Origin of the sequence: Streptomyces sp. NBC_00154 (genome assembly GCF_026342835.1) — a bacterium.
GTDB lineage: Bacteria > Actinomycetota > Actinomycetes > Streptomycetales > Streptomycetaceae > Streptomyces.
Map to the genome: position 1 here is coordinate 6,340,958 of NZ_JAPEMI010000001.1, position 21,313 is coordinate 6,362,270.

Below are 21,313 nucleotides of genomic sequence, written 5' to 3' on the forward strand. Positions count from 1 at the left end.
GCACGTGCGAAGTGCGGGATTGCGACGAGATAGGAGCCTCCGGAGGTGTCGGTGGGACTGGTCAGGCCCAGGCGAGGGCGTTGCTGACCTTCACCGGGAGGTAGCCCTCTTGGCCGTCGTCGGCGATGAACGCCTTGCCGTCCCGGACGAAGACCTGGGCCCCCAGGTAGTGGGTGAACGGGAAGTCGGGGTTGATAGCGAGGCGGATCGGCAGCTTGGGGTCGAGGTCCTGGAGTTGGCGGAGCAGGTGGCCGACGGTCAGATAGTGGGGCACGGGAACCTCCGAGAGCAGAACGGGATGGGGAAGCCGGGTTGGTGGTGGGACGTCAGGAACCGTCGAGGCGCAGCAGGTCACGTAGGGCCTTCCGCCCCTCGGTGTGGCTGGCGAGATGCCGATTGCGGCTCTCGTTGTTCGGGGGCGATGGGTGTGCGCGGTCATTCAGCGACATCGCGCTGCCACTGGCGTTGTTCGGTACGGCGGGCGGCACGGCGGCGGACGGTCTTTGCGCGGCGGCCGTACTGACCGGGTAGGTAGTAGCAGGTGCAGCGTCGGGCGTAGGCGCACTTGCGGCGGTAGCCGGGGCGGGTGGCCGAGAGCAGGCGCACGGTCGGAACTCTCTGTCGGTTCGGAGCAGGCGGTGTGGATGCGCGGTCAGCGGTGGGCGACGAGGGCAGTGATGAAGCCGGCGACGGCCTCGGACGGGGTGTGGAGGCCGAACTCCTGGGCCCAGGGCTCGGCATCGGTGGGGTGCACCCGGACCTGCCAGACGATGCCGCGCTGCCAGGCGGCGGGGTCTTCGGGGAGCCAGCCGACGTAGACACGGCCGTCCGGGCTCGTCGCGTGGACGTTGGCCTCCGGGGTGTCGGCGACTGCCCAGTCGAGGGCGTCGAGGGCGTCGAGGAGGTCGATCACAGGACCCGCGCAGTGGTCGGAGGAGAGCCAGTAGCGGTCTTCCACGGTGGGGCGGACGATGGCTGGCAGGAGGGTGGCGGAGGCGTTCACGGTTGGACGATCCCTTCGTTGACCTGCGGTTTTTCCCGACATCCGTACGTTGGCATGCGGTGTACCGAAGTCCGTAGTCCTTTCCCGGGAAGCGGCGTCTGCCATGGGCGAACTGGCTGTCGTCAGCGGAGGGCCCGTGGCCCCGGGAATGGATCGGCGGACGCGGTTGTCGTATCTGGGTTGCGGCAACGGGCTGTACGGGACCGAAGGGGGAGCAGGGATGGCGGAGCAGAGCAGACGCTGGGATGGAGCCGGGCTGGAGCGCAAGGTCCTGGCTGCCGGGCGGCCGTGGACGGTGGGCGACATCGCGATGGTCGCCGATGGCCAGTGGGCTGTTGGTGCGCAGTCCGACGGACGGGGTGACGAGGGTGCGGTGGTGGAGGACCGGATCGCGGATGGGCGTCGAGTCGCGTTGACGCTGGAGGAGCTGGCCCGCGCGGTGGGCTCCCGTATCGGGGATGCCCACCGCTACGAGGACCTCGCCTGACCGGTTAGCGGCGCGGCCCTGGGCTGGCCAGCGAGGGGCCGACAGGGGCCGAAGGAGCGGGCTGGCCGGGCGCCTGGCCCAGGGCGCGTGGAGCGTGCCCGGAGCGGGCGACAGCGGCCTGGGCCAGCCGGACTGCTGGGGCCCGGTCCGCGGTCGCGGCGGCTTCACGTGCTTCGATCACGTGGATGATTGCCTGCAGGGAAGTACGGCTCTCCGCTTGGGCGACGCGAAGGTCCGCCGCTGAGCTGGTGATCCGTTCCAGGTCGTAGAAGGCCGGCACGTGGCCGGGCCGGGTAAGGGCGTGCAGACGACCCTGGTGTACAGCCGCGGCGTTGTCGGTGATGACCAGGGCCGAGCGGATGTGCATGGCCGAGCGCAGGAGCGGGTCATCGCTTGGGCGGAGGACCGCGAGGGATTCCAGAGCGTCGACAGGGCGGCCCCAGGCTTTCTCGATCATGGCCGTGGCCTGGTCGAGTGCGGTGGCGTCGGGCATGGCGGAACTCCCGGCATTCGGAGGTGCTTCGGTTGGCGGTGATGCCCCGGAAGGCCCGGGGCGCGACGGTCAGCGACTGTGGCGTTGGGCCGCCGGCGGCCTGGCCCCGAGAGCGGGCGAGGGATTGCTCGATCGGTTCTGTGCCGCAGTCGCCGTGCGGCTGCGGGCGGCCATGACCCGGAGATCGGCAGCTGTCTGCGGGGTGCGGGCGGCGCGTTGGACGGCCTGGGTGACAGAAGTGCGGCGCACGTCGAGTGGGGTCGGAGCCCGAGGAACCTGGGGGGCGGTCGGGCCGACGGGAGTGAGCGTGACCAGGTTCTCCATCTTACGATCGAGCTGGTGCCGCTCACGGATCACCGGGGCTGGATCGGTCATGGCGGCTGCCGTCGCGGCGATCAAGTGAGACGGGGTGCGGGCTGTGAAGACGGCCTCCGCGCGAGTGCCCCAGCCCGGTGGACCGGCCCAGAGCGTCACGGTTTCGTCGTCCCAGCCGGAGAGACGGTTGTCGATCAGGACGCCAGCTTGTCCGTCAGGGGCGATGATCTCGACGGTGCCGCGCTCGGCCCCGCCGTCGCGGGTCCAGCCGGCATCGGTCAGCGGCCGGACGGCGTCGGCCCAGTACAACGACGGGCTCGCCAGAAAGCGCCCGTTGCCGTCGTAGGCGTCGGCTTCGGCGTAGTCGTGAGCCAGAGCGGTGATGAGACCGGCGACGATCTCGGCCGGGGTGACATGGTTGAAGGTTGCCATCCAGCGGGGCGCGGAGACGGCCTCCTTGGATGCGGTGATCTTCCACAGCTCGAAGTCGTCGCCGAACCAGCCGATACGAACCCTCTGGTCGGGCGAGGTAACAAGGAGCTGGCAGGGCCCCTCGTCGAGATAGTGGTGCGGCCACTGGGCGACAGGGGCGAAGCCGACGTCTCCGGCCCCGTTGGAACCGGCCAAATACCTGGGACTGACCAGTACCTCCTGGTAGGGATCCTGGTCGTAGGGCTGCTGAGTGCTCATAGTCGAGGCTCCGGAGAACGTAGGAGGCGGAGGCGCCCGCGTGCGCAGCGCAACGGGCTGCTCGACCGCACGCGGGCGTCGTGGCAACGGGGAGACGCGGTTGGCTCTCAGTGCCACCCGAATCAGCGGCCCCGAGAGGGGGCCGACCGGGCGGTGACGGCCGTAGGCACCGGCGGTTGCGACTGCGGGGCGTGGCTGAAGAGGGCACTCGGTACGGCGGCGCTCCGGCGCAGGGCCGCCGCGGTCCGGATGCCATCCGATCCCAGCGGGACACCGGGGTGGGTCCGGGTGGCCGCCGTGACAGGAGCCGAGGGCGACGAGTGCCTGCGCGTGGTGACGGGGTTGCTCCACCGTTCGACGGTCGCGTAGACGGGGCCCAACGCGCGCCCGGCGTCGGTCAGGACATACGGGTCGCCGTGGCGCGGGCCGGTACGGGCGACCAGGCCGTCGGTCTGAAGCCGGTTGAGCCGCTGCCTGGTGAAGCCGTTGTCCAGGCCGGCCTCCTCGGCGATGTGGACGAACCGCATGGGGCCACCCGCGTCGAGAACCTGGACCACGGCGGTCGAATGCCGAAGGTACAGACGCCGCACGGCGTCCTCGACGCGTTCGGCACCGGCCACCTCGCCGCCGAGCGACAGATTGGTCCGGGACCAGTCCGACAGCGCACGGTGCACCGCGGACAGCGACTCACCGAATGCACTGAGCTGGTAGGGAGCGCCATTGCAGTCGCCGGCTCGGGTAACCAGCCCATCAGCGTGCATCTGGGCCAGCCGCTTGCCGACGAACTGCTCACTGACGAACGGGAGCCTGGCGGCGACGTCACGCACACGCATGGGACGGCCCTGTTGCGCCAGGGTCTGCGCCGACCAGGTGGTCCACTTCGGTGCTATCAGGGAAAGTGCGTCCTCGACACGCTGGGCATCGACCGAGCCGATGGAGGAAGCGGAGGGCTGTACGGGGGTGGGCATGGCGCGAACTTCCGTTAGGGAAAGGCTTCCGGCTGTGTGGTGAGACCGAGTGGTCAGCGGGCGACGCCCTCCGCCCGGAGCCTCTGGAGCACCGCGCCGAGGCGGTGATTGCTGACGTGGATGCCACGGTCGCGCAGACCCCGGCGCAGTGCCTCACGGTTGAGGCGTCGCAGGCCGACGGCGACCTCGCGAGCGACGGCCAGCAAGTCCTGATTGGCAGAGGCAGAGGCAGAGGCAGAGGCAGAGGCAGGGGCTGCGCGGTGGGCCGAGGGCCGCTGAGCGGAGGGGAGGTCCAGCAGGAGACGGACCTCCAGCAGGTCCCAGACCGCTTCCGCCTCGGCCTGTTCGCGGCGTTCGAGGTCGACGACCTCGGTCGCGTACCGCAGCACGAGATCGTCGAGGAAGCGCTCGCCGGAGCGGCACCGCTGCCGGGCAGCGTCGAGGTTGCGGCGGGCAGACCGGGCATCGGCGTCGGTCTGGGCGAGGCCGCCGAGCCGACGCAGCAGGATGGGCAGGACGGGGTCGTCGGAGCGGCCGGAGGTGTTGCCGCGCTGCAGTTCCTCCAGCGGGCGGCCGTACCGGTGCTCGACCAGGCGGCGGGTGTAGAGCGCGTTGGACATGGGGCGTCCTTTCTGGGGGCAATCAGCGGGAACGGGAAGGCGTGATGGCGGTGCTTGTTGCGGGTGCGAGAGCTGGATCGGCGACGGTGCCGGAGATCGTCGTGGTGTTGTCGTGGCTGAGGGCGGCGGATAGGCGCGGCGTGGCCTTACGTGCGTCTCGAAGTCTTCGAGGGCCGCGCAGTGTCCGGTTCGGGCAGTGGGTGACGGAAGGTGGATATGGGCCGGGTGTGCTGCTCGTAGGCTGCGCGCCGGCGAGCGAGTCGCCGCTCGTTCGTGGGCCGGTGGTCCGCAGGGCGCCGTACCAGCCGCGCATGCTCGCGTGATCGCCCTGGGCAATGGGCGCAAGCAGGTGGATGGCGGACTGGGCGGCGCGGGTTACTGAAGTTTTCAGGGAGAGGTCGGTGGGTTGATAGCCAGGCCCGTGGCGGTGAGGCAGCCGTCGATCAGGTGGGGCCGGGTCTGGATTCTGCGTAACTCGCGGCGAAGTGTGCGGTCGAGGTCGTCGGGTGTGTCGAAGGCGGTGTTGGCCGTGGCTCTGCGCACGAGTGACCAGACGGCCTCGACGGGGTTCAGGTCGGGTGCATAGGGCGGGAGGCGGATGGTGGTGAGCCAGTCGTGCTCGGCCTCGTACCGTTTCAGCCCAGCAGCCAGGTGGGTGTTCAGATTGTCCCAGACCACCACGATCGGCCCGCCGAGCTGGATGTGAGCGCGGACCAGCAGATCGCGGTAGTCCTGCCAGGAGAAGCTCTTGCGTGCGCCCTTGAGCAGGAGATGGTTGCGGGGCCGGTGGACGAGACGGCTTTTCTCGCCGGGTTTGTAGCAGCACAGGGCTGCCACCGAGGTCCGTCTGCGGGATCTGCCTCTCACCCGGATGACGGGGGTGTGTCCGCGCCGGCCCCAGGTGCGGGCGCGGGGCGGCGTCATGGAGAATCCGGCCTCGTCCTCGAAGACGATCCAGCCACCATGGGCCGCCGCGATCCTTTTACCCGCGGCCACACCTCCTTCTTCCACAGCTCGACGGCGTGCTCGTCGCGTTCGAGGGCTCTGCGGGCGGGTGCCTGCCAGGACCAGCCGTGCCGTTTCAGCAGCCGCCACACCGTCGCCACCGACAGACTCAGCCGGAACTGTTGGCGGATCACCGTCTGTACCCTGGCCAGGGTCCATCGCTCATCTTCGAAGCCGTGCGCAGCCGGACCCTTGCCCAATTCCTCTTCCAGCACGGCGAACTGGGCATCGGTGACCGCCGGGGAGTTCGCCGGTCCGGCCGAGCGCAGGGCCTCCATCCCGCCCTCGCGCCAGGCGCGGCGCCAGCGTTCCACCGACCGCACGCTCACCCGCAGATCCTTCGCGATCACCGCGGTCTTCTCACCCGCCGCGAACCGCCCGCCGGCCTGGAGCCGGATCCCCTCACGAAACGCCCGACGCTCAGCGGTCAGGCCCCCACCCTCCGGATAACGCATACCAACGACATACCGCAGGGATCATGAACCGTCACTACCCGACGACAACCCGAAAATCTCAGTAGTTCGCCGTGCAGCTCGTCGACATCGCGAGCGGCCTCGGCGACGACTCGCTCGACCAGGTCTAGCGAGTCGCGCAGTGGGCTGCGGTTGTCGCTCAGTGTCCAGGGGGCCTCATCGACGAACTCCTCGGTGACCTGGTGGGCGCCGGGCCGATTGGTCGGTCGTAGAGGTTCATTCGGCCGTCTCCATCCGGGCGAGCAGCGAACGGACCAGGGTCGGAAGGCTGTCGGGGCCGTCGCCGATCCAGACATGGTCGGTGGCCTCGCCAAGGACGTACTGGGCGTCTTCGCGGAGGCCGCTGGAGATCTCCATGCAGGCGTCGGTGATCCGGGAGGCTGCGAGCAGCGACTCGGAGAGCACCTCGACGTAGTCGCCCGGCACGAGGCCGGCGGCCTCGGCGGCGGTGCGAATCGCCGCCAACTCCAGCGCGCTGACGGCGAAGTCGAACTTACTGTCCTGCCCCACCCCGGCGGGCGCGGCGATGGCCGGGTCAGGTGGGCCCGTGGGGATGCCCACGCGCGTGCAGATCTGGTCGACCGAGGTGGTCAGCTCGGCGAGGGACTCGGTGAGCCATCCCAGCGCGGAGGCGTACGAGGCCAGGGTGAAGAGACCTGCCGGCGTCGCGGGACGCGGCTCGTCGGCCACGAACTCTTCGAGCCGGTCGTTCAGCTCGCAGGCCACCCGGGGGCCTGCGGACAGTGCGCCCAGCACGGGGTGGAGGTAGGAGCGGCTGGCGGCCGTCGGGTGTTCGGCTGTGAGGATCCCGGAGACGCTCTGCGCGGCTTCGGTGAGCAGGCCCGCCAGTTCGGTACGGGCCAGAGGGGCGTGGTCGACGGTCATCGCTGGGGTGCCTTTCGGGAGGCAGCCATCGCGGGCTGGGCTGCTGCTGGGGGAGTTGCCGGGACCGCCATCGGCTGGTCGGCGGCGCGGGGAGAGCGGGACCGTGCGGCCTGCACGCGCGCCTCGGTGGCGGAGGCTGTCTCGGTGTCCAGGTGGGGGCTGGTGCGGAGGTGGGCCGAGTGGTAGACCGCGTAGTCCTTCCGGCTACCGGCGGCGACGAGGTAGATCTCGCGCTTATGATTCGAGGTGGGCGGTGCTGGGCGGAACTGGATGACCATCCGGTAGGAGACGGACGGGTCGACGTAGACCTTGTGGAAGCCCGCGAGGCGGCCTTTCAGCGGCAGGCAGTCGTCGCTCCCATGGACTAGGTTCTGCAGCTCAAGCAGCGCCAAGTCGCGTATCTCGTCGGGAAGTTCCCGCAGGTCCGCGATTGCGTCCGGGTGTGCGGCGAAGGCGAAGCAAGCGCGGCTCACATCGACCTCCGAGGACGCTGTCGCTGGGCGTCGGAAACCGCGTCTGCGGGCCCGAAATCATCAAGAGAGAAATCGAGTTCGTTGCTCATGTCGCCGACCCCGACTGCGCGGGTGCGGGGGTAGCCAGCACGCGATGGTTGGGCCGGTTCGGGCTCGTCGTGCACGCGGCGAAGGGTCCGTCGGGAGCACGGAGATGGACCAACGCCTGGTCCAGGTGGTCGCGGTGCCACGTCGAGGGACCGGACAGGCCGGCCTCGGTATCAGTGAGCTGCTGCCACGCGAGCCAGAGGGCGTGCAGCCGGGCGACGGCCTCGGGGTGTTCGTGCCACCGCGCGCACCACGGGCGAGTCGTGCTGATCTCTCGGCCGTACACCGGCAGGAAGAGGTGGTTTACCCAGGCATTGAGGGCGGCGAGTTCGACGGCGTGCGCCTCGCCACCCAAGGCGAGGATGAACACCGAGGCGGGGCCGTCCGCCGGCTCAGAGCCCGCTGTTCCTGCCGGAGCTTCGTCGGACGGCTGGGGTGCAGCGGGTACGGGGGCGGGCTCGGAGCCGAGGCGGTCGAGGATGACGCCGTGCTGCCTGACCTCGGCCATGGTCTTGGCGAGGGTGCTGGCGAGGTCGTCGAGATCCCCGTCGGGAACGCGGAACGGCTCGGGGCCGGGGGCGCTCTTGCTGGTGTCGGACATGGGGGCGTGCTCCATCTGTGGGAGGGCGACATGGGGAAGAGGATCCGGAGGAAGCGCGATTTGGTCCGGCCGGGAAATCCCGGTAGCGAGGCGCTACGCCGCCGTGCAGCGAGGGCAACGAGGAAAGGGCGGAGTCAACAACTGCACTGCCCAGGTGGCCTGTTGAGGAACGACGCCGTTGCCGAGCGCGGTGAGCTGAGCCGGCCGTCCGAGCCCCGGAGTGGCGGTGACCCAACCGTCATCGAGGCCCTGCATCCACTCCACGAAGTCGGCACGGAGCCGTCCGGCCGCATCGGTGGGCGGCGGTGCGGGACGGGTGAGCATCTCCCATCGGGAGATTGCTGCCGTGTATGCACCCCATCGCCGGTCCGCTCCCCGGCTTCCTGAGCCGGTTCCGTCCAGAGCGGCAGGACCACGGCTGACAAGGGAGGACACCATCCCCTGCCCGGTCGGCGGCCCGGGGCGCCCGTGTCGCCGACCCGTGGTGGAGGCAGCAGCGACACCGCCGCACTCGGCAGGGTCATGTCCCCGTTGCCGTGACGTTGGTTGGGGGAGCCCTTGGTTCCGTCCGACGACTTCGGGGTCGGGAGAAGGAGCCATTCCACCTCGTCGGCGAGGTTCGGGCCGTGGCCCCCGCTCTTCCTCTTGGCGGGGTGCTGCGAGCCGCCGTTCCTGCCGATGTTGCTGGTCGGCGTCTTGAGCAGGGTTTTCGGCGGGCCAGGCGGCGAGGAAGGTCCGCTCGCGGCGGTGAGGGGCGCCGATGTCGGAGGCGCGAAGCACGAGCCACTTCGCGTCGTACCGGAGGTCGGCCAGGGATCCGAGTACGGCACCGAGTGCCCGCAGAGGAGGCTGGCCTGGGGTGTCTCCCAGACACCACGGGCAGAATTCCACATCGCCAGGGGTACCGGCGCGTGAGGTGAGGAGGCCGCGCACATTCTCGATCACAACCAGGCAGGGTCGGAGGGCCTCGACTGCACGGGCGACGTGCAGCCACAGTCCGGAGCGGGTCTGGGAGTTGAGTCCGGCCCGTCGGCCGGCGACCGAGACGTCTTTGACAGGGGAAGCCCGCCGTCAGGACGCACACCCGGGGGACGTTGGACCAGTCGACGGTCGTGATGTCGCCGAGGTTGGGCACCCCGGGCCAGTGCCGGGCCAGGATGCGCGAGGCGTCCGGATTGACCTCTGCGTGCCAGGCCAGCGTGCCGCCGAGGGCGGACTGCACCCCTAGGTCCAGTCCGCCGTACCCCGAGCAGAGCGAGCCGATCAGCGGCTGCCGCGCGATGGTGGTCTGCACGTCACCGGCTCCGCACGATCCGGCCCGGGGAAGCCGCTGCTGCCGGGGCGCCAGCGGGAGGCATAGGCCGGGCAGCGGGAGTTGTGGTCGCGGACCGGCTGCGGGCGGCCCGGAGCCGCACGGACGGAGGCGACACCGTCGCCGATGCGGTGTGAAGGGAGTCGGCCGCTTCGCTTAGGGCCGTGTCCGCCGCACCGGCGCGTCGTCCATTACCCGCACCGCGACCTCCCGAGCATCCCGGGCATCGGACTGATCGCGGAGGTGCTCGGTCTGTTCCAGGAAGGAGAGCTGGTGAGTCACCGCCCCGAGGGCGGATGCCGCCTCGCCGACGGGTCGCACAGCGGAGGCGAAGCTGGTGATGACCCTGGCAGTGTGGACCTCGTGGTCCTGTGCGGCGGCACGGAAGAGGACCTCGTTGCCCAGGTCGGTGATCAGCTCGCCGAGTTCGGAGACCTGCCTGGCGACGGCGACGATGTCGGGCGAGCGGTGGTGGCCCCCGGGTACCGGGAGCTTGCCGCGCTGGGCGTCGAAGGCTGAGGCCGTGGCACGCATGGCACGGATGTCAGAGCTGGGGGTGCTGTTCATGGTGACTTCCAATGGAGAGGACGAGCGGCGGGCTGGGGGAGGCTTCAGCTGTGGCCGCGTGAGGGTGGTCGCGCGGCGGCCGGGGTGGGCGCAGAGCCGGGGCGGGCTGAAGGTGGCGAGACTGGGCGCGGCGCGCTGCGGGCGAGGGCGGCGTGCACCCGCGTAGGGGGTGGCCCGTTCAGCGGAGGCGCAGGCGCAGCGGTCGGCGGAGACGGAGCGGGGTGGTCGTTCGCGGTCTGCCAGCGGGTGCGCACGTCGTCGAGTGAGCCGAGGGCGTGCAGGGCGTGTTTGATGAGGTGCCCTGGGGCCAGGGCCTCGTTCTCCGCCAGGGTCCGGATGACACGCGCGGAGGTGGCTGCGGTGCGGGTGACCGAAGAACGCATGACCTGCTCGCCGAGCCATTCGGCGCTGCCGGAACCCACGCCGTCGCAGATGGCGGTGAGCTGGTCGCCGGACACGGAGCCGTCGGCCAAAAACCCGCGCCGCTGGGCTTCCCAGAGCAAGGTGATCCGATCGATGGGCTCGCCTCGGTGATGCAGCGCGCCGAGGCAGCGGTAGAGCTGTCCGTGGGCCGGGTCGGCGAAGTCACCCGGCCGCAGCCAGCCCACCACCTCGTCCATGGCCCTCGGCCGTTCAGCGAGGACGGCCAGAAGGAACCGCTCGTCCTCGGCGACCCGGCCTGCCTGGACCAGCGGCGGATCGGCGGAGGCGATGGCCAGAGGGGCGGCAGGCGCGACCGGGCGCGGCTCGGTTCCCCACCGCTGTGCGAGATCGCCGAGCACCCCCGTCAGAACGTCCGAGTAGTGCAGGGCGCCCTCCACCTGGCCCTGCAGGGCGTCGGCGCGAGCCGCTTGGTGAAAGCGGATCGCGTGCTGAGTGATGCTGCGATGGATCGCCCCCTCCAGCACCATGCGGCCGTACACCGGGGCATGCGCGGGACGCGGGCAGGACTGGATCAAAGCGTGGGCATAGACCGCGGTCAGCCCCCGTACGTGGAGGCCGGCCTCGTCGACCGCATCGGTCACCCACGACAGCGGTACGACCTTCGCGGTCAACGCGGGGTGGCCGTCGGCTCGGAGCTTGCGCAACGCCGCGAACAGCGCCTGGTGGACCGGTCGGTCGAAGTGATCCGGCGCGAGCCAGCCAAGGTGCGAGAGCTGCCCCGGGTCGAGCAGCACGGAGCCGATCAACGCCTGCTCGGCATGCAGCAGCGGGTTCATCGCTGCCCCCTTGCATCGGAAGCGGGAGGTTCGCTCTCCCGGGCATGGAGGTCGGCGACCGCCTGGTCGGCAGCGGCCATCGACTGGGCGAAGCCGTCCAGCGTGCTGGTGAACGTGGGGTCGGTGGCGAGTATCGAGCCGGCCCCGCTGACCAACCACCATTGGCCGTCGCGCAGAACGACCGGCGAGCGTACGAGCCGGCCGGGACGCGGCGTGGGCGCGCTCATGCCGACAGCCCGAAGTCGTCGCGGCCGTGGGTCTTCGCGATGGCCCGTTCGGTGATGGCCTTCGTCGCGCGGGCGGAGGCCGGGCCGACCACCTTGGCCGAGGGCTCCTTGTACCAGGGTCGGAGGTCGAGCATGGCGACCCGGATGCCGGTGGCCAGGAGCAGTGCCTTGCCCTTGGGGAGGGCGCGGATCGCATCGGGCGGCAGGATCCGCTCGGTGCGCATGCTCACCGAGGTGGACTTGCTGCTGTCGCTGGTCGATACCGAGGTGGTCTGGACGTCGTGGTCACCGACCTGCCTGCTGAGGCGGTCGGCGAAGTCGGCGTCATCGATGCCTGATCCGATGATCTTGACGGTGGCGGCGGACCAGAGGGCGTCCATTCCGGCCTCGCCCCAGCACCGCTGGCCCTGCCGGTAGGACTGCAGGATCGTCATCGGGATGACGCCCCGGCTGCCCAAGTGGCTGTACAAATCCGGGAGGTCCGAGATTTTGCAGACGTTCGCGGCTTCGTCGAGGACGCAGAGTGCGGGCGGGTCGAGCCGTCCGCCGGAACGTTCTGCGACGACCACGGCCGCGCGCATCACGGCGTCGGCCGCCGCTGCGATGATCGCGGACGCGCTACCGCCGCCGTCCTTGCTGAGGAGGTACAGGGTGTCGCGGGATGTGGCGAACGCGAAGGGCTTGAACTCGGGGAGGTCCTTGGCGGGGGTGACCCAGGCGGCGACGTCCGGGTCGAGCAGGCAGCTCGCGTACTGGCGCGCCGTCTCATAGATGCCGTCGCGTGTTTCGGTGGCTCCGGAGACGGTGCCCTGGAGCTGGGCGGCGACCGCGTCGTGGCCGACGTCGGTGAGCAGGTCGACGGGAGTGCGGTCGGCGGGGGAGGCGAGCCAGGCCAGGACGTCGGTGATCGGCCGCCGGTGGCTGGCGGCAGCGAGAAGCAGCGCGCCGAGCGTGTTGCTCGCGGCGGTGGACCAGAAGTCGGAGCCGTTCGACTCGTCCACGCTGGCGGCGACGAAGTGTCCGGCAAGACGTTTCGCCCCGGCCAGGTCGCGGGCGTCGGCCAGGATGTCCCACCACATTTCGCGCGGGTGGTGGGCGATCTGCTGGGGGTCGAGGGTCCAGATCGTGCCGACCTCGGCGCGAGCGTCCACCGTCGCGGTGAAGGCGTCGTTCGCGGCCTTGTTGCTGGTGAGTAGGACCGGGCCGGGGGCCGCGAGAATCGCGGGGATCGCGAGTCCGGAGGTCTTGCCGCTTCGCGGAGCCATGATCGCGACGATCACGTCCTCCCAGGACGCGCGGACATGGGCCCGCCCGGGGGAGAGGGTGCCGAGCAGGATGCCGCGGTCAGCAGGGGCGACCTCTTTTGCACTCCCGGCCGCTCAGGGACGGCCGCAGGCTCCTGGCCTTGGCGGTGATCTGTTTGTCCAGCAGCGGGGCGAGGTCGGCCTTCCGGGCGAGGCTGTTCTTCGGGCCTTCGCGCAGCCGCATCCGCAGCACCAGGCCGAGGATGGTGAGGCAGACGGACAGCAGGCCGGGGATGATCCGTGCGCTGACGAGCAGTGCCGTGGGGCTCAGGTTCGGCCACAGCGCCTCGGGGTGGAGCAGTGCGTCGGTGGCCCTGAACGGAGACCAAGGTCCGCTGCCGAAGAGGGAGTTGGTGAGATTGCCGGTCAGCCAGGCCAGCGAGCCGAAGGCGAGCGCGATGCCGAGTAGGCCGAAGAGGAGGTAGAAGAGCGCGTCCGACCCGGTGGTGGTCGAGGGCGCGCTGGTACGCGGTGCGGGCATGGTGGGTCCTGGGGGTGAGCGCGGGCGAGTGATGGGGGGCGGGGCACGCGGCGCTCTTCTGCTGGTCATCGCGGCAGCTCCTTTTCGAGGCGGGGACGGGTGGCCGGGGCTATCGGCTGCGGGGGCACGGCGCGGCGAGGTGCTCGCCGGCACCTCTGCGGAACTTGCCGGAGACATCGCGCGTCGGGCGGCGGCGTTGCTTGCGCGGCGCAGGAGAACGATCACGGCGTCTACCCCGAAGTGGAACGGCGAACACGAGCCCGGGGCGTCGGACCTGTCGGGGATAGAGGATTCGCAACATCCGCAATTTGGCCCGGCCGGTGAACGCTGGTAGATGCCGCAGGTCACCCCGGGGCGTCGAGGCCGTGGTCGTCAGCGAAGTTCGCGCAGGTTACGCGGGCGAAATACTTATCGTTCTGCAGCAGGGCCCAGCGACTGTCCTTGCGGATGACGGTGGCGACGATGTCGGGTCCGCTGGCTGCCGGACCGGCATCGGCTCGATGCCTGTGCCGGAGGTTGGGTCAGCGGTTGAGGGAGAACGCGATTCGGGGGTCGATCGGCCGGGCCGCAGGAGCGGGGGCAGCGGGCGCGGCATCCGGCGCCTTGTCCGGGAGGCCGGCGCGGGCTGGGCTGGCGACGAGCGCGGCGGCGCTGATGGGGAATTGGGTGGTGAAGCCCTGACTGCGCTCGTGGCGCGCGGTCGTCGCGTGTGCAGGGGGACGGCGCGCTGCTACGTCCTGGGCGAGGAGGGGCTGCACGGCGACCTGGAGATCGGATCGGTGCATCGACAGCGTGGCGTTGGAGACCCTCCCCAGGGCTTCGCCGCGGTCGATGGTGATGGGCAGCGTGTAGATGTCCAGGGCCGGGTTATGGCGCCAGCCGTGTTCCTCCAGGATGAGTCGGCCGCCGAGCGCGGAGGAGTGGTCACTGGTGGCTGCGACGATGCCGAGCTGCGGATGCTCGGCGAACGCGACCTCGGGATCTATGCGCGAAGGCCGGTCACGGGCGGGAGTCGCGCCGGAGGCCAGTGAGGGGTCGAACGCGGCGTCCACGTCGACCTGGTAGCCAGCCCTGCGCAGCAGCGCGACGGCCCGGGAGACGCGGCCCTGTCCGTCACGCTGCTGATCGGCCAGTGCGTACAGCGTCGGCTGGTCCGGGACGGGACGAAAGCCAAAGCCCTCCAACATCCATGTGGTGGCGGCCAGTTGTTTCGGGTTCGCAGCGACGATGCCGTAGTCGGGGTGGCTGCCGATCGCGACGTCGGGAAGCGAATCGTAGTGGGTGGGCATGGCTGATCCATCCGGTGCAAGCTCGGGGGCAGGGGCAGGGGCAGTCGAGGGCCGGGATGGTTCTGCTGGTGCGGGACATGGCGCACTCCGAGGTGGGACGCGGTCAGCGGCCGGGTAGGGACGAGGGACGGGTGGACGGCAGCGCGGGGCTTGCGGCCGAAACCTCTGACAGTTGCGCTGGGGCCGTGCGCTGGGCGGTCGGCGAGAGCGCGAGAGCAGCACTCACTCGCGGCGAGGCAGAGGCCGGCCGTGGAGGCACGCCGAGCTGATCCAGACGCGTGTCGATGGCGGCGAGCAGACTCGGGACACTGCCGCCGTGCCGGGCGTGGGGGGCCGTCAGGCTCCGAGTTGTAGATCACTTCGTGGACTGTGGAGTCGTCAGGATGCCCGCGGGTGACCAGCCAGCTCTCGGGGTATCCGGGTGGGTGGTCGGTTGACGGTTCCTGGGGTGGCGAGATGATCAGCAAGCTGCCGTCGGGGAGCACGGTGTGGACGATGTAGTCGCTGAGGCCGTACTCGACGGTGCACTCCAGGCCGCGCTGTCGGAGGGGGATGGTGAGGTGGCCGTACCCGTGCTCCCGTTCCGAGGCGCCGGCCGAGGCTTGCTGGGGGAAGGGTTTGCCGCCGGAGGCGGATCGAGCGAGAGCCGCCTGAGCGCGTTCGGCTTGCGAGGGTTGATCGGAATCCGCCCGGTTGGCCAAGTGATCGGCAGCTCGAGCAAGTGCCGGGCCCTGGAAGGACAACTCGTCCGCATAGTGCCAGCTTGCGGAGTTGCGGATCTCCTGCGCATGGCTCGCGTAGATCTCCCGTGAGCCGGGGAGCGAGGCGTCCATGAGCGCCATGACCTGGTCCCACTCATGCCGGATCTGGCCTGCTCGTTCCAGGGTGGTGTCGATTCCGCGCAGCCGCCGGAGGTCCTCGCTGATCGGTCCCTCGACGTAGTCGGTACCGCTCGCGGTGGCGCGGACGCCGGCCAGCACCTCGGGGCCGTGGGCGAGGAAGACCTCGACGTGTTTCCACGCTTCGGCGTCGCGTTTCACTTTGCCGTCCGCATAGCCCTTCTCGTCGATGGGCCAGCCGTCGTGGTCGCAGAAGGAGTCCGAGACCGCGTCCCAGGCATCGGACGCCTGCCTGATGCCGGCGGCGGCGGATGCCAGCGCCGGGACGTGCAGCCGCCACGCCAGGTGATCGGCGGTCGCCGGTGGCCAACTCGCTTGGGAAGCGGGGGAGCCGGAAGAAGTGGGCACGTGCGGTCCTCGTTCCTGTGCCAGTGCATACCGCGAACGCGGCAGCGAATGGAGTGTGGGTGGTGGGAGGGAGCGGGAGCGTCGCTTTGCCAGCCGACAGATGTGACCCGGACTGGGATGGGGGACAGGGGCTGCTGCTGCCGCTCGATGCGAGCGGGAGCGGTCTTGTGGCCGACGTTCTCCCCCACGAGATGCAGCTCTTCGCTGAGGTCGCTCGAGCGATCGGCGAGGGTGTCCAGCTCGGAGGCAATCCCTCGGGCTCCGTGGGTGCGGCGCCGCTCCGAGGCGGGTGACGAGCGTCTGGTGCAGCCGGGCCACTGCGCCGAAGTCCTCCGCGATTGCCCCGTGGAACAGTTCGGCGACTCCTCGAGTCGGGCTGCGGCGGCGCCGGGCTGAAGGCCGGAGCAGGGTCTCCCCTGCGGGTTCGGAAGTCTGCTGGCGTACGGTTGATGAAATGACACAAACATGACCAAAGAGGCGCTAGTTGAGCTATGTCGACATGCGGGCGTCGGTATCGAACAGCTCGCGCTCGACCGGGTGCAGGAGGTGCTGGGTTATGAAGCTCCGACCTGCGACTTTCCACAGGCCCCGGCCCTTGGTCAGAGCGGATACGGCCTGGGTCTCGACGCCGGTCAGGCCGAGCAGCGAAGCGGCGGCGGCGAGCTGGTCGGGCTCCTGGCGGTAGATGATGCGGGTGGAGCAGTCGGCCAGGAGGCCCTCGGCCAGCACCCGGCCGCGCGAGCCGGCGTCGCCTGCGCTGAGCAGGTCGCTGAGGCGGTGGATGACCATGAGGTTGGCGATACCGAGCCCGCGGGAGAGCTTCCACTGAGACTGCATGCGCTCCAGCAGGCCGACGTGCCGCATCACCCGCCATGCCTCGTCGTAGATGACCCAGCGTCGGCCGCCGTCCGGGTCGGCGAGCGCGCTCTCCATCCACGCCGAAGCACAGGTCATGGCCAGGACCAACGCGGTGTCGTCGCCGGAGCCACCGAGGCGGGAGAGGTCGATGGACAGCATCGGGGTGGTCGGGTCGAAGGCCACGGTCGAGGGCGCGTCGAACATGCCGCTCAGGTCGCCGTGCACCAGGCGTCGCAGGGCATGCGCGAGATCTTGCGCGGCGGGCCCCATGTGTCCGGCCTGGTCGCAGAGGGCTCGGTCGAGGCGCTCGGGTGAGCCGAGGGTGTGCGCGATCTCGCCGAGCAGCGGCACGGTGCCGCCGGCCTCGGCTTCCGTGACGACCAGGTCCAGCGCGAGGTCAAGGGCCGTGTGTTCCATCGGCTGGAGATCGCGCTTCAGTACGGTTCGAGCGAGGCTGGCCAGGAGCAGGAGGCGGCGTTTGCGGACCTCGGTCGACCAGTCGCTCTCGCTTACCGAGGCGGGCCGGGCCGGAGCGTCCAGGGGGTTCAGCCTGCCCGGGAGCCCCGGTCCCAGGGCGATGCTGTAGCCACCGAGGGCCTGTGCGACAGCCGTCCACTCCCCCTTGGGGTCGCAGGGAACGTAGACCCGGTAGCCGTGAGCGATTGCCCGGGTGGCTATCGACTTGGCCAGCGCGGACTTGCCCATGCCGATGATCCCGGCCAGGACCGCGTTGGGATTGGTGAAGCCCTCGATCCGGCCGCTGCCGTACAGCGAGAACGGGTCGTAACAGAACGCGGCCTCCGCGTGGACATCGCGGCCGATGAAGATGCCCTCCGCGCCCAGTCCGCCTTCCGCCAGGAAGGGATAGGCGCCGCTGACGGTGGCGGTGGTCATCCGGTGGGCAGGCAGGCCGAGCTTGCCGCCGCGTGCCGAGGAGGAGCCGGGGCGTCCGGACGGCGGGTAGGTCGGCCGCAGCTCCGGGTCGAGGGTCTCCTCGTCGCGGCGCTTGGGCGGGGCCCCGGCGAGGCGGGCTTGGCGGCGGGCCTCGGCGAAACCGGTGCGGGCGGCTCGCTGCTCGGCGCGTGATGCCTTGCGGGGGACGAACAGGTGGGAGGCGCTGGCGCGGGTGCGCGGCATGAATGTTTCTCCAGACGGGAGGAGGGTCAGTGGCGGATGAGGCCGGTGAACGGTGCGTGCAGGTCGGCGGGGGTGGTGCGGCGGCGTACGAGGTGCGCGGTTCGCTGGTGGCGCTGGCAGATGGTCAGCTCAGGTGCCCCTTCGGGCAGGCCGGCCTGGCACGCCTCGCGTTCGGGTACCTCGCCGGAGTCCGGCTGAGGTGCCGCGTGGTAGGCGGCGTGGACGTAGTCGGCGGCCTGCCAGATTCGTGTACGGGCGGCGCGGAGCTGGTCGCCTTCGATCGGGACGAGCTGTCCGGTGCGGGCGGCGTGGGCGTCGAGCAGGCCGTGCAGCGAGACGAGGTGGCAGTGCAGGACGTCCAGCTCGGCGCGGGTGGTGACGAGCGGGCCACTGGGGATGTTGAGCGCGCGGTGGAAGTCGAGCGCGGCGGTGGCGAAGGGCACGAAGTCCTGCGCGGTCGGGCTGGCGGTGCGGGACATGGAGGTGCTCTTTCCGACGGAGGGAAGGCCGGCATCAGACGGTGAGGCCGAGCGGCATGGCTGCGGCGGTGAACGCTTCGGCCTGCTGCCAGGTGAGCGGCCGGAGGTCGAGCTGGGCGCCGACGGCCGCGGTCTCCACGACCGCGCAGGCGGAACGAAGCTCCTCCTCGGAGTCGGCCGAGACGGTCAGCAGGCCGGTCAGGGCGACATCCGCGTGGCCCGCGATGAGCTGGCGCTCACGGGACTTGATGTCCTGGTACTCGATCGAGTCCGCCTCGGAGTCGACCTGGCCGCGCCGGGCTCGCTCGGCGGCGTCGGCGATCACGGTGGCCTTCTTGCGCTGGACGTCGCGCAGGGCGGCGTCCAGGCCCTTCGGCTCGTACGACAGCGACAGGGTCCGCCGCACACCGGCCGTGAATAGGAGTTGGTGCAGAAAGCCCGCCGACGTTTCGGTACGGGGCCAGTTCTCCACCCAGTACGTGGAGTGGACGGCCGAGTCGGTCGCGATGTGGTCCGACTTCTCGACGACCACGACCGGGCCGGCAGCGGCGGGCTCGGCCTCCGGACGCCCCGATGAAGACCAGCGGTCCAGCGCGGCGAGGGCATGGGGGTCGTAGGCGGTTCGCACGACGGCCGCGATCTCGCGGGCGGTGAGCCAGCCAGTGGGGTTGAGCCCGGCGGTGCGCGCGGCCTGGTCGAAGGTCGAGGTCAGCTGCGCCAGGACGCTGAAGGCCCCGGTCAGACCGCCTCCGGCCTGGTTGATCAGGCGTCGCGCGGCCCTGGCGTCCAGCGAGATGGCGACGTACGCCTCGTGCGGAGCGGCAGCCGGTCCTGCGCTTTGGAGCAGCTCGCCGTAGATCGCGCCGGCTACCGGGGCGTCGGGTCGGCCGTGCTCCTCCCAGTACCGGCGAAGAGTGTCGCCGGAGTCCGGGACGGTGCGTTCGATCACCTGGACGCGGGCGACCTGCCCGGTGCGGGCCAGCGCGGCAAGCGCGCGTCCCCAGCCGTTGACGGTGGCGTTCTGGGTGCCCGGGTCGAGCAGCGCGTAGGCGTGGGAGGAGACCTTGACGATGGCGGTCAGGGTGCCGGTGTGGGGGTTGTGGACCGCACCGTACCGGCGGTCGGGGGCGGTGACCACGCGCAGGCTGGCGGCGGTGCCGGGCAGGTGGAGGAGTCCTTCGAGGACCGGGCGGCGGGAAGGCCGGGCGAGCCAGACCAGCTGGCCCCGCGCACGGCGGAGCGCGTAGCGGGCGACGACCGGAGCCCAGTCGGCGAGGGCCCGGCCTTGGTGGCGGACGAAGACGAGCAGGGCGACGGCGGCCCACAGCGGGATGAGTTCGAGAGCGCCGACCACGCCACGGCTGAGGATGGCGGCGAGGAGGAGCAGGCCGGTGAGGCTCACGGCGATCAGTTGCGGGGCGGTCAGGCCGAGCAGGATGCCGCGCCTGCTGCGGTGCGGGAATTTCACGGTGGCGGTGGTGGCTTCGGCTTGGGGCTTGGCGGACATGGTGGTTCCAGACGGTGGGAGCGGGTGGAGGGCGAGGGGCGCGGCGCTCTTCTGGAGGTCATGGCAGGGCTCCGTTTCTGGTGATCGATGGTGGTACGGGGTACGGGGGGCGGGCCGTGGGATGCAGCCCGCCCCCCGGCTGTGGTTGGTCAGGACCCCGAAGGCGGCTGGTTGGGGTACGCCCAGCTCGTCGGCGTCGGCGAACCGGTTGCCGACGGCCCCGTGGAAGGCGGCGGCGGTGCGGCAGGGCTGCTCGTTCCCCCGGGTGCGGGGCCGGCCGGCGGCGCGCCATCGACGCGGGTCATGTTGCCCGGAACGGACGCGCCGGCGAGCTGACCAGCACCGCTGGAGGCACCCGGGGCACTCCCTTCGGGGTCCCCTGTTTCGCCTTCGCTGGGCCGGGTGATGAGCGACGGGATGCCGGGGTGCCGGATCAGGGCGCGGCCCTTGTCGCCGGAGGCGTTCGGGTCTTCGCCGTACCGGAAGCTGGTCTGCGCCTTGGGCGGTCCGGCGTCGATCCCTTCCTTGCTGAGGTTGCCGCCGGAGGGGTTGATTCCGGAGGCGACACCGTCGGTGCCTGCGCCGGGGACCTGGCTCGGACCCTGTGGAGCAGGGGTGCCGGTGCCGGCCTGCATCGCCAGGCTGCCCGCGGTCTTCGCGGCCCCTGCGGCGACTGCCATGCCGGCGACGCCGGCGCGGTGCACGTCGTCGTGGCCACCGCCGTCGCTCGCCCAGTGGATGAACTTGTAGGTGGCGTACGGGCACAGCAGGACCAGAACCATCACGACGATGCCTGCCATCGCATCGGACAGGGCGGCCATTCCGTCCGTGGCGTCGGACTTGCCCATCGCCGAGACACCGATCAGGAAGACCACGGTCATCAGCAGTTTCGACACGACGAGGGTGGCGGTGGCCTCGATCCAACCGCGCCGCCATCGCTTGGCGACCTCCCAGCCGCCGCCGGCGCCGGCGAAGACGGCGAGGGCGACCATGATCAGGACGCCGACCTTGCGGGCGACCATCACGCCCCAGTACAGGAACGCGCCGATCGCGCATCCGAGGGCGACCAGGGCTGGGACTCCCCAGCCGAGGCCGTACATCGCCCCCAGTTGGTTGACCTTTACCGCACGGCGGATCGCGTCGTCGACTGAGCTGTTGGCTGCCTGGAAGAGACCGTCGGACAAGGCGTCGACCACGGTGATGGCGACGGAGGTGAAGGCGATGGCGCAGAAGCTGAACAGGACGCCGGTCATGGTGCCGATCGCGGCTTGGGCCAGGGCGCGTTCGTCCCGGCGCCAGGCCGCGGACATCAACTGGATACAGAACGTGCCGACGGTCAGTGCGAGCCCGATGGGCAGCAGCAGTTCGTAGTTGTCCCGGAACCATCCGGCGTTGAGATCGATGGCGGTGGTCGCGTTGACGGCCTTCGCGGCGAGATCCGCCGCGCTGGCGGCCAGTTCGCCCGCCGACTTCGCGATCCATGCCCCGATGCCGTCGGTGACGGCCCCGGCGGGGTTAGTAGCGAAGTCAACAGCACCGCACACCTTGTCCATCAACGGAAAGTCGCAGACTCCCATGGCAATAC

The 21,313-nt window shown here is 70.6% G+C and carries 22 protein-coding genes and 3 pseudogenes; 1 reads left to right on the top strand and 24 read right to left on the bottom strand.

Annotation, left to right across the window (positions count from 1 at the left end; all coding sequences use genetic code 11):
• Positions 1-61: 61 nt before the first annotated feature.
• The 3 genes from OHA03_RS28480 to OHA03_RS28490 form a co-directional block, all read right to left on the bottom strand.
• Positions 62-274 carry a hypothetical protein gene (locus tag OHA03_RS28480; RefSeq protein ID WP_267006583.1) on the bottom strand — a complete coding sequence of 71 codons (213 nt, stop codon included), beginning with the start codon at positions 272-274 and terminating at the stop codon, positions 62-64.
• 161 nt (positions 275-435) lie between these two features.
• Positions 436-606 carry a hypothetical protein gene (locus tag OHA03_RS28485; protein WP_267006584.1) on the bottom strand — a complete coding sequence of 57 codons (171 nt, stop codon included), beginning with the start codon at positions 604-606 and terminating at the stop codon, positions 436-438.
• Positions 607-652: 46 nt separating this feature from the next.
• Entirely contained in the window at positions 653-1,003 is a 351-nt protein-coding gene (locus tag OHA03_RS28490; protein ID WP_267006585.1) for a DUF317 domain-containing protein, read from the bottom strand.
• Positions 1,004-1,223: 220 nt separating this feature from the next.
• On the opposite strand from OHA03_RS28490, the gene OHA03_RS28495 reads away from it, so the two are divergent.
• Positions 1,224-1,490 (top strand): hypothetical protein, encoded by a 267-nt coding sequence (locus OHA03_RS28495; protein WP_267006586.1) that lies wholly within the window; start codon positions 1,224-1,226, stop codon positions 1,488-1,490.
• 4 nt (positions 1,491-1,494) lie between these two features.
• Here OHA03_RS28495 and OHA03_RS28500 read toward each other — a convergent pair whose 3' ends face one another.
• The 21 genes and pseudogenes from OHA03_RS28500 to OHA03_RS28595 all read right to left on the bottom strand — a co-directional run bounded on the left by OHA03_RS28500 (position 1,495) and on the right by OHA03_RS28595 (position 21,305).
• Positions 1,495-1,983, bottom strand: a complete 489-nt coding sequence (locus OHA03_RS28500) for a hypothetical protein (protein ID WP_267006587.1) — start codon at positions 1,981-1,983, stop codon at positions 1,495-1,497.
• Positions 1,984-2,052: 69 nt separating this feature from the next.
• Complete coding sequence (locus tag OHA03_RS28505) at positions 2,053-2,988, bottom strand: DUF317 domain-containing protein (protein ID WP_267006588.1); 936 nt, start codon at positions 2,986-2,988, stop codon at positions 2,053-2,055.
• Between the two features lie 122 nt (positions 2,989-3,110).
• Positions 3,111-3,956: a helix-turn-helix domain-containing protein gene (locus OHA03_RS28510; protein WP_267006589.1), complete on the bottom strand. Its 846-nt coding sequence runs from the start codon at positions 3,954-3,956 to the stop codon at positions 3,111-3,113.
• A 53-nt stretch (positions 3,957-4,009) separates the two neighbouring features.
• Complete coding sequence (locus OHA03_RS28515; protein ID WP_267006590.1) at positions 4,010-4,576, bottom strand: hypothetical protein; 567 nt, start codon at positions 4,574-4,576, stop codon at positions 4,010-4,012.
• A 387-nt stretch (positions 4,577-4,963) separates the two neighbouring features.
• Entirely contained in the window at positions 4,964-5,587 is a 624-nt protein-coding gene (locus OHA03_RS28520; RefSeq protein WP_267006591.1) for a transposase, read from the bottom strand.
• The gene (locus OHA03_RS28525; RefSeq protein WP_267006592.1) at positions 5,497-6,036 is read right to left on the bottom strand and encodes a winged helix-turn-helix domain-containing protein; all 540 of its coding nucleotides are present in this window, start codon (positions 6,034-6,036) and stop codon (positions 5,497-5,499) included. The genes OHA03_RS28520 and OHA03_RS28525 overlap by 91 nt, the downstream gene beginning before the upstream one ends.
• Before the next feature lie 234 nt (positions 6,037-6,270).
• Entirely contained in the window at positions 6,271-6,939 is a 669-nt protein-coding gene (locus tag OHA03_RS28530) for a hypothetical protein (protein ID WP_267006593.1), read from the bottom strand.
• Positions 6,936-7,412, bottom strand: a complete 477-nt coding sequence (locus OHA03_RS28535; RefSeq protein ID WP_267006594.1) for a hypothetical protein — start codon at positions 7,410-7,412, stop codon at positions 6,936-6,938. The genes OHA03_RS28530 and OHA03_RS28535 overlap by 4 nt, the downstream gene beginning before the upstream one ends.
• Positions 7,413-7,497: 85 nt before the next feature.
• Positions 7,498-8,100 carry a DUF4913 domain-containing protein gene (locus tag OHA03_RS28540; RefSeq protein WP_267006595.1) on the bottom strand — a complete coding sequence of 201 codons (603 nt, stop codon included), beginning with the start codon at positions 8,098-8,100 and terminating at the stop codon, positions 7,498-7,500.
• A 93-nt stretch (positions 8,101-8,193) separates the two neighbouring features.
• Positions 8,194-9,096: a DNA cytosine methyltransferase gene (locus OHA03_RS48030; protein ID WP_354006167.1), complete on the bottom strand. Its 903-nt coding sequence runs from the start codon at positions 9,094-9,096 to the stop codon at positions 8,194-8,196.
• 115 nt (positions 9,097-9,211) lie between these two features.
• A pseudogene (locus tag OHA03_RS48035) lies at positions 9,212-9,394 on the bottom strand (DNA cytosine methyltransferase); the annotation flags it as partial.
• 174 nt (positions 9,395-9,568) lie between these two features.
• Positions 9,569-9,979: a hypothetical protein gene (locus OHA03_RS28550; protein ID WP_267006596.1), complete on the bottom strand. Its 411-nt coding sequence runs from the start codon at positions 9,977-9,979 to the stop codon at positions 9,569-9,571.
• Between the two features lie 44 nt (positions 9,980-10,023).
• Positions 10,024-11,199, bottom strand: coding sequence for a DnaB-like helicase N-terminal domain-containing protein (locus OHA03_RS28555; protein ID WP_267006597.1), 1,176 nt, complete (start codon positions 11,197-11,199; stop codon positions 10,024-10,026).
• Positions 11,196-11,426, bottom strand: a complete 231-nt coding sequence (locus tag OHA03_RS28560; RefSeq protein WP_267006598.1) for a hypothetical protein — start codon at positions 11,424-11,426, stop codon at positions 11,196-11,198. Before OHA03_RS28560 ends, OHA03_RS28555 begins: the two co-directional genes overlap by 4 nt.
• Positions 11,423-13,211: pseudogene (locus OHA03_RS28565) on the bottom strand (type IV secretory system conjugative DNA transfer family protein). The gene OHA03_RS28560 and the pseudogene OHA03_RS28565 overlap by 4 nt, the downstream one beginning before the upstream one ends.
• Positions 13,212-13,732: 521 nt before the next feature.
• A complete protein-coding gene (locus tag OHA03_RS28570) occupies positions 13,733-14,500 on the bottom strand; it encodes a hypothetical protein (RefSeq protein WP_267006599.1) in 768 nt (255 codons plus the stop codon).
• 626 nt (positions 14,501-15,126) lie between these two features.
• Positions 15,127-15,684, bottom strand: a pseudogene (locus OHA03_RS28575) (hypothetical protein); the annotation flags it as partial.
• 552 nt (positions 15,685-16,236) lie between these two features.
• Complete coding sequence (locus OHA03_RS28580) at positions 16,237-17,742, bottom strand: ATP-binding protein (protein WP_267006600.1); 1,506 nt, start codon at positions 17,740-17,742, stop codon at positions 16,237-16,239.
• Between the two features lie 26 nt (positions 17,743-17,768).
• Complete coding sequence (locus OHA03_RS28585; RefSeq protein WP_267006601.1) at positions 17,769-18,221, bottom strand: DUF6238 family protein; 453 nt, start codon at positions 18,219-18,221, stop codon at positions 17,769-17,771.
• A 34-nt stretch (positions 18,222-18,255) separates the two neighbouring features.
• The gene (locus tag OHA03_RS28590) at positions 18,256-19,728 is read right to left on the bottom strand and encodes an SCO6880 family protein (RefSeq protein WP_267006602.1); all 1,473 of its coding nucleotides are present in this window, start codon (positions 19,726-19,728) and stop codon (positions 18,256-18,258) included.
• Between the two features lie 149 nt (positions 19,729-19,877).
• Positions 19,878-21,305 (bottom strand): ATP-binding protein, encoded by a 1,428-nt coding sequence (locus OHA03_RS28595; RefSeq protein ID WP_267006603.1) that lies wholly within the window; start codon positions 21,303-21,305, stop codon positions 19,878-19,880.
• Positions 21,306-21,313 lie beyond the last annotated feature (8 nt).

Excerpts from the sequence above, each read along its gene's own strand:
- OHA03_RS28495 (WP_267006586.1), top strand. The coding sequence starts at position 1,224 with ATGGCGGAGCAGAGCAGACGCTGGGATGGAGCCGGGCTGGAGCGCAAG.
- OHA03_RS28500 (WP_267006587.1), bottom strand. The coding sequence starts at position 1,983 with ATGCCCGACGCCACCGCACTCGACCAGGCCACGGCCATGATCGAGAAA.
- OHA03_RS28505 (WP_267006588.1), bottom strand. The coding sequence starts at position 2,988 with ATGAGCACTCAGCAGCCCTACGACCAGGATCCCTACCAGGAGGTACTG.
- OHA03_RS28510 (WP_267006589.1), bottom strand. The coding sequence starts at position 3,956 with ATGCCCACCCCCGTACAGCCCTCCGCTTCCTCCATCGGCTCGGTCGAT.
- OHA03_RS28515 (WP_267006590.1), bottom strand. The coding sequence starts at position 4,576 with ATGTCCAACGCGCTCTACACCCGCCGCCTGGTCGAGCACCGGTACGGC.
- OHA03_RS28525 (WP_267006592.1), bottom strand. The coding sequence starts at position 6,036 with ATGCGTTATCCGGAGGGTGGGGGCCTGACCGCTGAGCGTCGGGCGTTT.
- OHA03_RS28530 (WP_267006593.1), bottom strand. The coding sequence starts at position 6,939 with ATGACCGTCGACCACGCCCCTCTGGCCCGTACCGAACTGGCGGGCCTG.
- OHA03_RS28540 (WP_267006595.1), bottom strand. The coding sequence starts at position 8,100 with ATGTCCGACACCAGCAAGAGCGCCCCCGGCCCCGAGCCGTTCCGCGTT.
- OHA03_RS28550 (WP_267006596.1), bottom strand. The coding sequence starts at position 9,979 with ATGAACAGCACCCCCAGCTCTGACATCCGTGCCATGCGTGCCACGGCC.
- OHA03_RS28555 (WP_267006597.1), bottom strand. The coding sequence starts at position 11,199 with ATGAACCCGCTGCTGCATGCCGAGCAGGCGTTGATCGGCTCCGTGCTG.
- OHA03_RS28560 (WP_267006598.1), bottom strand. The coding sequence starts at position 11,426 with ATGAGCGCGCCCACGCCGCGTCCCGGCCGGCTCGTACGCTCGCCGGTC.
- OHA03_RS28570 (WP_267006599.1), bottom strand. The coding sequence starts at position 14,500 with ATGCCCACCCACTACGATTCGCTTCCCGACGTCGCGATCGGCAGCCAC.
- OHA03_RS28580 (WP_267006600.1), bottom strand. The coding sequence starts at position 17,742 with ATGCCGCGCACCCGCGCCAGCGCCTCCCACCTGTTCGTCCCCCGCAAG.
- OHA03_RS28585 (WP_267006601.1), bottom strand. The coding sequence starts at position 18,221 with ATGTCCCGCACCGCCAGCCCGACCGCGCAGGACTTCGTGCCCTTCGCC.
- OHA03_RS28590 (WP_267006602.1), bottom strand. The coding sequence starts at position 19,728 with ATGTCCGCCAAGCCCCAAGCCGAAGCCACCACCGCCACCGTGAAATTC.
- OHA03_RS28595 (WP_267006603.1), bottom strand. The coding sequence starts at position 21,305 with ATGGGAGTCTGCGACTTTCCGTTGATGGACAAGGTGTGCGGTGCTGTT.